At 72.3% G+C, this 12,908-nt stretch carries 10 protein-coding genes; 4 read left to right on the top strand and 6 right to left on the bottom strand.

All coding sequences use genetic code 11. The annotated features are described in order from the left end of the window. The 5 genes from ACFV61_RS00265 to ACFV61_RS00285 all read right to left on the bottom strand — a co-directional run. Positions 1–577 (bottom strand): XdhC family protein (locus tag ACFV61_RS00265; protein ID WP_380489169.1); only part of this gene is annotated, 577 nt, incomplete at its 3' end. 106 nt (positions 578–683) lie between these two features. Next, the gene (locus tag ACFV61_RS00270; RefSeq protein WP_380340184.1) at positions 684–2,171 is read right to left on the bottom strand and encodes an NCS2 family permease; all 1,488 of its coding nucleotides are present in this window, start codon (positions 2,169–2,171) and stop codon (positions 684–686) included. 447 nt (positions 2,172–2,618) lie between these two features. Further along, positions 2,619–4,988, bottom strand: coding sequence for a xanthine dehydrogenase subunit D (gene pucD, locus ACFV61_RS00275; protein ID WP_380489171.1), 2,370 nt, complete (start codon positions 4,986–4,988; stop codon positions 2,619–2,621). Beyond that, complete coding sequence (locus ACFV61_RS00280; protein ID WP_063350020.1) at positions 4,985–5,473, bottom strand: (2Fe-2S)-binding protein; 489 nt, start codon at positions 5,471–5,473, stop codon at positions 4,985–4,987. The genes pucD and ACFV61_RS00280 overlap by 4 nt, the downstream gene beginning before the upstream one ends. Then, positions 5,470–6,357: an FAD binding domain-containing protein gene (locus ACFV61_RS00285; RefSeq protein ID WP_380489173.1), complete on the bottom strand. Its 888-nt coding sequence runs from the start codon at positions 6,355–6,357 to the stop codon at positions 5,470–5,472. The genes ACFV61_RS00280 and ACFV61_RS00285 overlap by 4 nt, the downstream gene beginning before the upstream one ends. Positions 6,358–6,808: 451 nt before the next feature. Here ACFV61_RS00285 and ACFV61_RS00290 point away from each other — a divergent pair, with 451 nt between their 5' ends. Next, complete coding sequence (locus ACFV61_RS00290; protein WP_380340180.1) at positions 6,809–8,401, top strand: PucR family transcriptional regulator; 1,593 nt, start codon at positions 6,809–6,811, stop codon at positions 8,399–8,401. 139 nt (positions 8,402–8,540) lie between these two features. Here ACFV61_RS00290 and ACFV61_RS00295 read toward each other — a convergent pair whose 3' ends face one another. Further along, a complete protein-coding gene (locus tag ACFV61_RS00295) occupies positions 8,541–9,689 on the bottom strand; it encodes an alpha/beta hydrolase (RefSeq protein WP_380489175.1) in 1,149 nt (382 codons plus the stop codon). 312 nt (positions 9,690–10,001) lie between these two features. Here ACFV61_RS00295 and ACFV61_RS00300 point away from each other — a divergent pair, with 312 nt between their 5' ends. From ACFV61_RS00300 to ACFV61_RS00310, 3 genes are read left to right on the top strand one after another with little or no spacing between them, the layout of a single operon-like run. Continuing rightward, positions 10,002–11,021, top strand: a complete 1,020-nt coding sequence (locus ACFV61_RS00300; RefSeq protein WP_380489178.1) for a sugar ABC transporter substrate-binding protein — start codon at positions 10,002–10,004, stop codon at positions 11,019–11,021. After that, positions 11,018–12,049 carry an ABC transporter permease gene (locus ACFV61_RS00305; RefSeq protein ID WP_063350025.1) on the top strand — a complete coding sequence of 344 codons (1,032 nt, stop codon included), beginning with the start codon at positions 11,018–11,020 and terminating at the stop codon, positions 12,047–12,049. Before ACFV61_RS00300 ends, ACFV61_RS00305 begins: the two co-directional genes overlap by 4 nt. After that, on the top strand, positions 12,046–12,906 hold the full coding sequence (locus ACFV61_RS00310) for an ATP-binding cassette domain-containing protein (RefSeq protein WP_380489181.1): 861 nt from the start codon (positions 12,046–12,048) through the stop codon (positions 12,904–12,906). The genes ACFV61_RS00305 and ACFV61_RS00310 overlap by 4 nt, the downstream gene beginning before the upstream one ends. The last annotated feature ends 2 nt before the right edge of the window (positions 12,907–12,908 follow it).

The following is a 12,908-nucleotide window of genomic DNA, read 5'->3' on the forward strand; positions in this document are numbered from 1 at the left end:
CCGGCGCTGGGTGCGCCCGCCCCGTGACCCGCGGGTCGGGGGGGGGCTGGCGGGGGCCCTGGGCGCCGGGGCGGCGGGGGGGCGCGGGGGGGGGCGGGGGGGGGGGGGGGGTATGGGGTGGGGAGAGGGCGCCGTGGTGGGTGTCGGCGGTGACGGCGACGGTGGCGCCGACGAGTCCGTCGGGCCCGGCGATCACCCGGGCGAGCGCGACCGGGGTGCCGGAGGCGATGTAGGCGATGCCGGCGTCGAGTCCGTCGTCGGCCCCGGGCCGGATCGGCTGGACGAACACGTCGAGGACGCCGCCGCAGGTCAGGCCGACGGCGAAGGCGTCCTCGTCGCTGTAGCCGAACCGCTCCAGCACGGGTTCGCCGGACTCGATGGCGGCCTGGCACAGCTCGTAGACGGCGCCCTCGACGCAGCCCCCGGAGACGCTGCCGATCGCCTCGCCGGCCGCGTCGACGGCCAGGGCCGCCCCTGGGTCGCGGGGCGCGCTGCCGGAGACACCGACGACGGTGGCCACGGCGAAGGAGCGCCCGGCCGCGTGCCAGGCCTGCAACTGCTCGGCGATGTCCTGCATGTCGGGGAGCTCCTTACACAAGCGAGGGTAGACGGGAGGTGCCGCCGTACGGGAAACGATTCCCGCACGGCGGCGGTGCGGCCAGGTCCTCTCCGGCCGAGAAGGCCTAGTGCACGCCCAGCCAGGACTTGATCGGGGTGAGCGCGAAGTAGACCACGAAGACCCCGGTGAGGATCCACATCAGCGGGCCGGGCTCGCGCCACCTGCCGGTGCCCGCCTTGATGACCGTGTACGAGATGACGCCCGCGGCGACACCGGCGGTGATGCTGTAGGTGAACGGCATCAGGGTGCAGGTGAGGAAGGCCGGGATGGCGACCTCGCGGTCGGACCAGTCGATGTGCCGGGCCTGGCTCATCATCATCGAGCCGATCACGACGAGGGCGGCGGAGGCCACTTCGGTCGGGACGATCGCGGCGAGCGGCGAGAAGAACAGCATCAGCGCGAACACGCCGCCGGTGACGGTCGAGGCGAGGCCGGTGCGGGCGCCGTCGCCGACACCGGTGGCGGACTCGACGAACACGGTCTGGCCGGAGGCGCCGGACAGGCCGCCGATGGCGCCGCCGGCCCCGTCGATGAACAGGGCCTTGGAGAGGCCGGGCATCCGGCCCTGCTTGTCGGCCAGCCCGGCCTCGGTGCCGACGCCGATGATGGTGGCCATCGCGTCGAAGAAGCCGGCCAGTACCAGGGTGAAGACGGCGACCGAGGCGCTGATGGCGCCCAGGCCGTGGCTGCCGAAGGCACCGAAGAGGTCGACGTGGCCGAAGAGGCCGAAGTCGGGCGCGGAGACCGGACTGCCCGGCCACACCGGGGCGGAGCTGACCCAGGTCTTCGCGGGGAGGTCGGCGACCGCGTTGATGACGAAGGCCGCCACGGTGCCGCCGGCGATGCCGATCAGGATCGCGCCGCGGACGTTGCGGGCCAGCAGGACGAAGATCGTCAGCACGGTGAGGCAGAAGACCAGGACGGGCCAGCCGGCCAGCTCGCCGAAGGGGCCGAGCGCGAGCGGCGTGGGGCCGCCGGTGTGCACGAAGCCGGCCTTGACCAGGCCGATCAGTGAGACGAAGAGGCCGATGCCGATGGTGATGGCGTGCTTGAGCGGCAGCGGGATGCCGTTCATGATCTTCTCGCGGAGCCCGGACACGACCAGCAGGACGATCAGCAGGCCGTAGATCACGCACAGGCCCATGGCCTGGGGCCAGGTGGTGTGCGGCACCACCAGCGCGGATATCACGCCGGAGACCGAGAGCCCGGCGGCGACCGCCAGGGGGACGTTGCCGACCACGCCCATCAGGATCGTGGTGACGGCGGCGGCGAGCGCGGTCGCGGTGGTGAGCTGCGCGTGGTCCAGCTTGAGGCCGTTGACGTCGGCGCCGCTCAGGATGATCGGGTTGAGCAGCACGATGTAGGCCATCGCCATGAAGGTGGTGAGGCCGCCGCGGATCTCGTTGCCGAAGGTCGATCCCCGGGCCGTGATCTTGAAGTACGCGTCCAGTGCGTTCTTCGGCGCGGGGGCCGGGGCGGGGGCGGGCGCGGCGGTGTCGTCCTCGGTGGGTCTCTCTTCCGTGGGGCTGTGTTCCGTGGGGATCTGGGTCATGTCCACTCCCAAGTGTCAAAGGGGGTTGGGGTGGGCGAGCCGACCTGACTGCCAGTCAACGAGGTTGGCGCAGGGGGACTGCTCGACTCACTGGGCGCACTGTGGCGGTGCCTGCGGTGCGTGGGTGGTGCGCACCGCTGCAGAACCCCGGCGTGGGAGAGGCAGCGGGATGGTGCGGTCGCGTGCCGGTGGGTGGTGCACGCGAGTGGGGGTGGCGCGGTGGAGCGGCCCCGGGGGGGGGGGGGGGTGGGGCGGCGCCCCCGGGGGGTTGTCAAGGCCCCCCCGCGGTGGGCCCGGCGGGTGGGTGGCGCCGGGGGGGGGGGGGGGCGGGGGGGCGCGGCCCGGGGGCGGGGGGGAAGCCGGTCGCCGCCCCGGGGAGGTTCTCCTGCACCCCGGCCGTGCTCCCCGGGGCCCGGAGCCCGGGGGAGCTTGCGGGCTCCGGGGGCGTCAGGCTCCGGGGGCCTCCGTGGTCAGGTGCTCGGGCCGGACCGGGATCCGGTTGAGGGCCAGGCCGGTGGCGTTGCGGATGGCTGCCACGATCGACGGCGTCGCCGACACGGTCGGGGCCTCGCCGACGCCGCGCAGCCCGTACGGGGCGTGCGGGTCGGGCAGTTCGAGGATCTCCACCGGGATCGGCGGGGTGTCGAGGATGGTGGGGATCAGGTAGTCGGTGAAGGAGGCGTTGCGCACCTTCCCGTCCCGCACGATGATCTCCTCCATCACGGCGAGGCCGAGCGCCTGGGTGCAGCCGCCCTGGATCTGGCCGACGACGGAGAGCGGGTTGAGCGCCTTGCCGACGTCCTGGACGGCGGTGAGCTCGACGACCTTGACCAGGCCCAGTTCGACGTCCACGTCGACCACCGCGCGGTTGGCGCAGAAGGTGTACTGGACGTGGCCGAAGCCCTGCCCGGTCTCCTTGTCGAAGGGGACGGTCGGGCGGTGGTGGTGTTCGCGGGTGAGGTCGATGGCCTCCTCGCCGAGCAGGTCGACCATGGGGACCAGCACGCCGGCGCTCTTTGAGACGACCTTCCCGGCGATCAGCGTGATGTCGCCGTGGGTCCAGCCGTAGCGGCGGCGGCCCTTCTCGATCAGTGCCCGCCTGACCGCCTCGGCGGCGAGCTTCACGGCGCCGCCGGTCATGTACGTCTGGCGCGAGGCGGAGGTCGATCCGGCCGATCCGACCTCGGTGTTGGCCGGGTGGATGGTGACCAGTTCGACGCCCAGCTCGGTGCGGGCGATCTGGGCGTGCACGGTGACGCCGCCCTGGCCGACCTCCGCCATCGCGGTGTGCACCATGGCGACGGGCTCGCCGCCGATCACCTCCAGGCGCACCCGGGCGGTGGAGTAGTCGTCGAAGCCTTCGGAGAAGCCGACGTTCTTGATGCCGACCGAGTAGCCGACGCCGCGCACGATGCCCTCGCCGTGCGAGGTGTTGGACAGCGCCCCGGGGAGCTGGCGCACGTCCGGGTGCTCGGTGTCCAGCGGCGGCGGCAGCGGCATCTCCTTGGCGCGCCGCAGCAGTTCGGCGACCGGGGCGGGCGAGTCGATCTGCTGGCCGGTGGGCATGCGGTCGCCCTCCGACATGGCGTTGAGCTGCCTCAACTCGACCGGGTCCATGCCGAGTTCGGCGGCCAGCTTGTCCATCTGCGACTCGTAGCCGAACGCGGCCTGGACGGCGCCGAAGCCGCGCATGGCGCCGCAGGACGGGTTGTTGCTGTAGAGCGCGATGGCGTGCATCCGCACGTTCGGGATCACGTACGGGCCGTGCCCGAGCGAGGCCGCGTTGCCGACCACGGCGGGCGAGGCGGAGGCGTACGCGCCGCCGTCCAGCACGATCCGGCAGTCGGCGAAGACCAGCTTGCCGTCGCGGGTGGCGCCGTGCTCGTAGTGCATCCTGGCGGGGTGGCGGTGCACGTGGCCGAAGAAGGACTCGTCGCGGGCGTAGACGATCTTGACGGGCTTGCCGGTGTGCTGGGCCAGTAGGCAGGCGTGGATCTGCATCGACAGGTCCTCGCGGCCGCCGAAGGCGCCGCCGACGCCGGCCAGGGTGAGCCGGACCTTCTCCTCGGGCAGGTCGAGCACCGGGGCCATCTGCTGGCGGTCGACGTGCAGCCACTGGGTGGCGATGTAGAGGTCGATGCCGCCGTCCTCGGCGGGCACCGCGAGGCCGGACTCGGGGCCGAGGAAGGCCTGGTCCTGCATGCCGACCTCGTAGTCGCCGCTGACGACGACGTCCGCGAGCGCGCGGACCTCGTCGGTGACGCCGAGGCCGGAGACCAGCCGCTGCTCGTGGCAGATGTTGCCGTACCCGTGCGACTTGTACTCGTGCGGCTCGTGCACGTAGCCGTGGGTGGCGGGGTCGAGGCACTGCTCCTCGGTGACGATCGGGGTGAGCACCTCGTACTCGACCTTGATCTTCTTCACCGCGCGGCGGGCGGTCTCCGGGTGGTCGGCCGCGACCAGGGCGATCGCCTCGCCGTGGTAGCGGACCTTGTCGATGGCCAGGGCCGGCTGGTCCTGGATCTCCAGGCCGTAGTACTTCGCGCCGGGGATGTCCTGGTGGGTGAGGACGGCGTAGACGCCGGGCACCTTGAGCGCCTCGGAGATGTCCACCGACAGGATGGTGGCGCGCGGGTGCGGCGAGCGCAGCGCCGTGCCCCAGAGCATGTCCTCGTGCCACATGTCGGAGGAGTACGCGAACTCGCCCTTGACCTTGAGGTGGCCGTCCGGGCGCAGCGGTGAGCCGCCGATGCCGTCCTTGCTGGCCTGCCGGATGTCCTGGAGGTTCTTCTGCCCCTGGATGGTGCGGGTGGTCATTGCGACACGGCCTTTCCGGCGCACGTGCGGGCGGACGCCAGCCGCACCGCGTCCATGATCTTCTCGTAGCCGGTGCAGCGGCAGAGGTTGCCCGACAGCGCCTCGCGGATGTCGTTGTCGCTCGGCTGGGCGTCCCGCTCCAGCAGCGCGTCGGTCTGCACCAGCAGGCCGGGGGTGCAGAAGCCGCACTGGACGGCGCCGGCGTCGATGAACGCCTGCTGGACGAGGCCGAGTTCGCCGTTCTCGTCGGTCAGGCCCTCGACCGTGCGCACCTCGCGGTCCTGCACCTGGCCGGCCGCGACCAGGCAGCTGCAGACCGGCACGCCGTCCAGGTAGACCGTGCAGGAGCCGCACTCGCCCTGCTCGCAGGCGTTCTTGGAGCCCGGCAGGCCGACCCGCTCGCGCAGCACGTACAGGAGGCTCTCGCCCTCCCAGACGTCGTCCGCCTCGACCGGCTTGCCGTTGGCGGTGAAAGTCACCCTCATGCCGCGCTCCTGATCTGCTTGCTGTAGTCGTTCCAGGTCCAGGTGAGGGTGCGGCGGGCCATCACGGCCAGTGCGTGCCGGCGGTAGTCGGCGGTGCCCCGGACGTCGTCGATCGGCGAGGCGGCCGCCTTGACCAGCTCGCCGAAGCGCTGGACCACCTCGGCGCCCAGCAGGTCGCCGGACTCCCAGAGGCCGCGCTCGGCGAGCACGCCCCCCAGGTACTCCTCGGCCTCGACGGCGCGGCGCGGCGTGGGGGCGGCCGAGCCGATGCCGGTGCCGACGGTGCTGTTCTTCGGGTGGAGGGCGAAACCGAAGGCGCAGACCGCGATCACCATGGCGTTGCGGGTGCCGATCTTCGAGAACTGCTGCGGGCCGTCCGCCACCGGGATGCGCACGGCCCGGATCAGCTCGTCGGCCTCCAGGCTGTTGCGCTTCACGCCGACGTAGAAGTCGTCGATCGGGATCAGCCGGGTGCCGCGCACGGAGGCGGCCTCGACCAGGACGTCCCGGCCGGCCGCCAGCAGCGCCGGGTGGGAGTCGCCGGCCGGGGAGGCTGCGCCGAGGTTGCCGCCGACGCCGCCGCGGTTGCGGATCTGCGGGGAGCCGACGGTGTGGGCCGCCAGCGCAAGCCCGGGCAGCGGCCCGGACAGCTCGTCGATGATCCGGGAGTAGGGGACGGAGGCGCCGAGCCGGACGACGCCGCCGTCGTTCGACCACTGGGTGAGCTCGGTGATGCGGTTCAGATCGAGAATCGCGGATGGCCGGTGCACGTCGAAGTTCAGCTCGACCATGACGTCCGTACCGCCCGCGATGGGCAGTGCGGTCGGGTGCTCGGCCTTCGCCGCGAGTGCCTCGTCCCAGGTAGCGGGCCGAAGGAACTCCATGCGGGTGTCTCCTCAAGTCGTCGCCTGCCGGACGGGTGGGCACAGTGCCCGGAACTCGGTGTTCGGACCTCTCAACCAACCGCTTCGTCGCCTCCGCGTCGGGCCCCGGTCACCGGGCTGCGTCCGGCGGCGTGTCGCCCAGTGAACCGCCGGGACGGGGCCCACAGGCAGTCACCGATGGCATGAAGCCCCGGCTGTGCTCCCGCCCGGCATCCTGTACGTTCCTCTAAGGAGAGGAATGCGCAGCCCAGGTGTTCACCAGGTGCTACCTACGACCGTAATCCGGCCGTGATTCGCAAGCGACGGGCCCGTGATCCGGTCGCCCGCCCGGACGTGACGACAAGTACGGATGTTCGGGCACACTGTGACCCCCGACCGAACGCTCGGGCCTCCCCCGTTCGGCCCACCCCCTCAGCCCCATCCCACCCTCAGCCCCGTTAGGAGTCCGCGGATGCGTGTCCGTGACCTGCTCGCCCCCGGCGCCCCGCGACTGCGCCTGCTCGCGGCCGAGGACGAGCTGGACCGGCAGGTCAGCGGCGTCATGACCACGGACCTGCACGACCCCGGCCGCTACCTGCACGGCGGCGAGCTGGTGCTCACCGGCATGCTGTGGCGCACCGCCCCGGCCGACTCCGAGCGGTTCGTGCGGACCATCGTGGCCGGCGGCGCGGTCGCCCTGGCGGCCGGCGAGGCCGAGGTCGGCCCGGTGCCCGAGGACCTGGTGGAGGCCTGCCGGCGGCACCGGATGCCGCTGCTGGCCGTCCCCGACGACATCGCCTTCGGCACCGTCACCGAGTTCATCGGCCGCCAGGTCTCCGCCGACCGCGCCGCCGACCTCGCCGCCCTCGTCGACCGGCACCGCCTGCTGGTCTCGGCGGCCGGCGGCGGCGGGCTGGACGCGGTGCTGGACCTGCTCGGCGGCGACCTCGACCTCGACTGCTGGGTGCTCACCCCCACCGGCGCGGTGATCGCCGGCCCCGCCGACCGCCTCCCGGCCGAGGACCGCGACCAGCTGGTCCGCGCCCACCTCGGTGCCCAGCGCCAGCGCCGCCGCCCCCCGCACCGGGCCCGCCTGGCCGGCGGCTCCTACTCGCTGCTGCCCGCCCCGGCCTCGGCCGACCACCAGGCGCCGCTGGCCGACTGGGTGCTCGCGGTGGCCGGCGACGTCACCGAGTGGACCGCCAAGCGCCAGCAGCTCGCCGAGAACCTGGCCCGGCTGGTCGCCGCCGAGCGCCACCGCCGCGACGAGGGCCGCCGGCTGCGCCGCCGCCTCGCCGACGAGGTGCTGGCCCTGCTCCAGCGCGACGCCGACCCGGCCGAGATCAGCCGCACCCTGTACGCCTCCACGGCGATGGCCGCCCGTTACGAGAGCGTCGAGCCCAAACCCCAGGCCCAGGACGGGTCCTGGCTGGTGCTCAGCGCCGAGGGCACCGGCCTGCCCGAGGGCGTGGTGCGCGCCGTCCTGGAGGAGGCGCTGGGCGGCACCACCGACCGCGCGCTGGTCGCCGGGGCCGGCTCCGGCGCCGTCGTGGTGCTGCCCGCCCTGGACGGCCCGGTGCCCGCCGAGACCCTGCGCGACCTGCTCGCCCCGCTGGAGGCGGGCCTCGGCTCGGAGGGCCGGATCACCCTCGGCGTCTCCGCCCCCGCCTCCGAGGCCGGCGGCCTGCGCGGCGCCCTGGAGGAGGCCCGGCACGCCCGCCGGATCGCCGCCGCCCGGGTCGGCCGGGTCTGCGTGGCGGGCCCCGAGGAGCTGGCCTCGCACGTGCTGCTGCTGGCGGCCGTCCCGGACGAGGTCCGCCGCGCCTTCCGCAGCCGGCTGCTGGACAAGGTGATCGCGTACGACATCGAGCACCAGGCGGACCTGGTCCGCACCCTGGAGGCGTTCCTGCGCTCGGACGGCTCCTGGACGCGCTGCGCCGCGCAGCTGCACGTCCACGTCAACACCCTGCGCTACCGGATCGGCCGGATCGAGGAGCTGACCGGCCGTGACCTCTCCCGGCTGGAGGACCGGGTGGACTTCTACCTGGCGCTCGAACTGGCCTGACGGGTCGGGACGGCCGGGTCCGAGGGCTGGGTCTGACGGCCGGGCCTGAGAGCCGTGCCGCATGCAGGAGGGGCCCGCCGCGAGTGCTTGCGGCGGGCCCTCCTGCATGATCGTTACTGCGTGGGACTACTGCGTGGGACTACTGCGGCGGGATGACCGAGGTCATCCACTCGAAGATGCTCGGCACCATGGTCTTCCACAGCTCGGTGGTGTGCGGGCCGTTGCTCTCCTGGACCTGCACCTTGGTCGGCTCCTTGGCCGCCGCCGCGATCGCCTGGCCGTCCTCCAGGCCGTCGCCCTTCTTGCCGCTGATGTAGAGGTTGACCTTCGGCGGCTGCTGGGCGCTCTTGAGGATGTTGACCGGGTTGTTGGCCTCGCGCAGCTTCGGGTCCTTGCCGACCAGGGAGTCGTTCTCGGACGCCGGGTCGTTGTAGCCGGACATCGAGATCGCGGCCCGGTACCGGTTGGGGTGCGCCAGGGACAGCTTGGCCGCGCAGTGGGCGCCGGCCGAGTAGCCGGCGATGCCCCAGCGGTCCGGGGACGGGTCGGCGCGGAAGTTGTCCATGATCATCTGCGGGACGTCCCGGGTGAGCCAGGCGTCGGCGTTGATCTTGCCGGGGATGTCGGTGCAGCCGGCGTCCTGGTGGTTGCCGAGGAGCAGGGTGCGCGGCGAGACCAGGATGAACGGGGAGACCTTGCCCTGCTGCATCAGCGGCTTGAGCTGCTCGGAGACCTTGAGGGTGCCGTACCAGGTGGAGGAGGAGCCCGGGTAGCCCGGGATCAGCTCGACCACCGGGAACTTCTTGTCCTTGAACGCCGGGTCGTTGTACTGCGGCGGCAGCCAGACCAGGACCTCGCCGTCGACCCCGGACACCTGGCCCTTGAGCTCGGTCTTCTGGACGTCGCCGGGCACCGCCGGGTCGCCCACGCCGGCGAACTTCTGGAGCGCCTTCGGCGGCTGCTTGGCCGCGTCGCCAGTGCCCTGGCCGGCGCCGTCCTTGCCCGCGGCGCCGCCCTGGTCGGCCGGCGCCACCTGCGGCACGGCCCGGACGTGGTCGCCGGTGCCGAGCAGGTCGTCCCAGTTGCCGTAGATCAGGTTGGCGTTGTTGACCATCACGAAGACCATCAGCACGGCCGTGATCTGGCAGAACATGATCATGACGAGCCTGGACAGGATCCGCACCGGGTTCGGCCCGCGGACCTTGCCCCAGTACAGGAGCGCCACCGCGATGGACACCGGCACCAGGATGACGGTGAGGATGAAGAATGGCGTACCTGTCAGTTGCATCAAGTTCTCGTATCCGGGTTGCTGGCCGCCCGAGCCCCACTCGCCCGAACGCACTCCAATGGCATTGGACGGCGCTGAACCGATGATCGGTTGCCATCCGAATCTGTGCGGAACCTGAGAGGAACATCACGTTTCCTGTGATGTTCCTGTTTCGGGTCGGCGCTAAGTCTGCCACCCGGACGGCCGTCGTCCGGACGAGATGTCCAGCGAACTTCCAGGAAGGTCCCCCGGGGCACCTTACCTCCCGCGTCGCGGGCGCCGCCGGGCGAGGCGGTGTCATCCACGTGCCGCCCGGCCAGAGAGACTAGGGGGATGAGCACAACCCGCTTTCGCCCGTCCCGCCGCTTCTGGCCCGTCTGCGCCCTCCTGGCACTCGCGGTCACAGCGGCCGGTTGCAGCAGTACCGGAGGCCGCCGTGCCGAGGAGGCCCGCGCCAAGGCGTCGGCCGCCGGCGGCAGCGCCGTCACCACCCCGCGCTGGAAGGTCGCCATGGTGACCCACGCCGGGGCCGGCGACGCCTTCTGGGACAGCGTGCGCAAGGGTGCCGAGCAGGCCGCCGCCAAGGACAACATCACCTTCCTGTACTCCAACGACGCGCAGACCCAGAACCAGGTCCAGCTCGTCCAGGCCGCCATCGACCAGAAGGTCGACGGCCTGCTGGTCACCCTCGCCAAGGGCGACGCCATGGCCGACGTCCTCGGCAAGGCCAAGGCCGCCGGCATCCCCGTGATCACCGTCAACTCCGGCCAGGAGTACTCCGCCAAGTTCGGCGCGCTCACCCACATCGGCCAGGACGAGTCCACCGCCGGCCAGGCGGCCGGCACCGAGCTGGCCGGCCGCGGCCGCAAGAACGTGCTCTGCGTCATCCACGAGCAGGGCAACATCGGCCAGGAGCAGCGCTGCTCCGGCGCCCAGTCCAAGGCCGGCGGCGCCTTCCAGGTGCTGTACGTGGACGGCGTCAACATGCCCGACGCCCGCGCCGCGATCTCCGCCAAGCTCCAGGCCGACCCGGCCATCGACACCGTGCTCACCCTCTCCGGCCCGATGGCCGCCACCGGCCTCCAGGCCGTCCAGGACGTCCACCGCGCCGTCGAGCTCGACACCTTCGACCTGGGGCCGCAGGTGGTGGCCGGCCTCAAGTCCGGCTCCGTCGGCTTCGCCGTCGACCAGCAGCCCTACCTCCAGGGCTACGAGGGCGTCGACCTGCTCTGGCTGTACAAGTCCAACCTGGACATGCTCGGCGGCGGCAAGCCCGTCGCGACCGGCCCGCAGGTCCTGACCAAGGACGACGCCGACGCGCTCGCCGAGTACGTCGCGAGGGGGACCAGGTGAGCACCACCGACGTCCTCGCCCAGGACCGCCCGGCCGCGCTGCGCCGCCTCCTCGCCCGCCCCGAGCTCGGCTCGCTGATCGCCGCCGTCGCGGTGTTCACCGTCTTCGCGGTGGCCGCCGAACCCTTCCTGCGGGTCTCCTCGCTGGGCACCGTGCTCTACGCGGCGTCCACCATCGGGATCATGGCCGTCCCGGTCTCGCTGCTGATGATCGGCGGCGAGTTCGACCTGTCGGCGGGCGTGCTGGTCACCACCGCCGCGCTGACCTCCTCGATGGTCTCCTACCAGTTCACCGCGGTGACCTGGGTCGGCGTGCTGGTCTCGCTCGCCGTCACCCTGGCCGTCGGCGCCTTCAACGGCTGGATGCTCGGCCGCACCCGGCTGCCCAGCTTCATCGTCACCCTCGGCACCTTCCTGATGCTGACCGGTGCCAACCTCGGCGTCACCAAGCTGGTCTCCGGCACCGTCTCCACCAAGCCGATCTCCGACATGGAGGGCTTCGCCGCCTGCCGCTGGCTGTTCGCCTCCGAGGTCACCGTCGGCGGACTGACGATCAAGGCCACCGTCTGGTGGTGGCTCGGCCTGCTCGCGGTCGGCAGCTGGGTGCTGCTGCGCACCCGCTTCGGCAACTGGATCTTCGCCGTCGGCGGCGACGCGGACGCCGCCCGCGCGGTCGGTGTGCCGGTCGCCCGCACCAAGACCCTGCTCTACCTCGGCGTCGGCTTCGGCGCCTGGGTGCTCGGCCAGCACCTGCTGTTCTCCTTCGACACCGTGCAGTCCGGCGAGGGCGTCGGCAACGAGCTGATCTACATCGTCGCGGCCGTCATCGGCGGCTGCCTGATCACCGGCGGCTACGGCTCGGTGGTCGGCTCCGCGCTCGGCGCGCTGATCTTCGGCATGGCCAGCAAGGGGATCATCTACGCCCAGTGGAACCCGGACTGGTTCAAGTTCTTCCTCGGCGCGATGCTGCTGCTCGCCGCCCTGCTGAACGCGTACGTCAAGCGCCAGGCCGAACGGGGGCCCCGATGAGGACCGAACTGCTCGCCCTGGAGGGCGTCGGCAAGAGCTACGGCACCGTCCGCGCCCTCCAGGACGTCTCGCTCACCCTGCACGCCGGCGAGATCAGCTGCGTGCTCGGCGACAACGGCGCCGGCAAGTCCACCCTGATCAAGATCATCTCCGGGCTGCACCAGCACGACGAGGGCACCTACACCGTCGGCGGCGAGGAGGTCCGGCTCGACTCCCCGCGCCAGGCCCTGGACCGCGGCATCGCCACCGTCTACCAGGACCTCGCCGTCGTCCCGCTGATGCCGGTCTGGCGCAACTTCTTCCTCGGCTCCGAGCAGGGCCACCGCCGCTGGGGCGGCCTGCGCCTGGACGCCGAGGCGATGCGCGCCACCACCCGCGAGGCGCTCGCCCGGATGGGCATCGACCTGCACGACGTGGACCGCCCGATCGGCACCCTCTCCGGCGGCCAGCGCCAGTGCGTCGCGATCGCCCGGGCCGTGCACTTCGGCGCCAAGGTGCTCATCCTGGACGAGCCGACCGCGGCGCTCGGCGTCAAGCAGTCCGGAGTGGTGCTCAAGTACGTCACCGCCGCCCGCGACGCCGGGCTCGGGGTCGTCCTGATCACCCACAACCCGCACCACGCGTACCTGGTCGGCGACCACTTCACCCTGCTCAAGCGGGGCCGGATGGCCGGCAGCCACCCGCGCACCGAGATCGGCCTCGAACAGCTCACCACCGAGATGGCCGGCGGCTCCGACCTCGCCGAACTCTCGCACGAGCTGGCCCGGCCCACCGAGCCTGAGCCCCGCACCGAACCCCGGCCCCGCACCGACCCCGAGCCCCGTCCTGACCCCGAGCCCCGTGAGGAGCGTCCGTAGCC

It is taken from the genome of Kitasatospora sp. NPDC059817 (assembly GCF_042731835.1).
In the GTDB taxonomy this organism is placed as follows: domain Bacteria; phylum Actinomycetota; class Actinomycetes; order Streptomycetales; family Streptomycetaceae; genus Kitasatospora.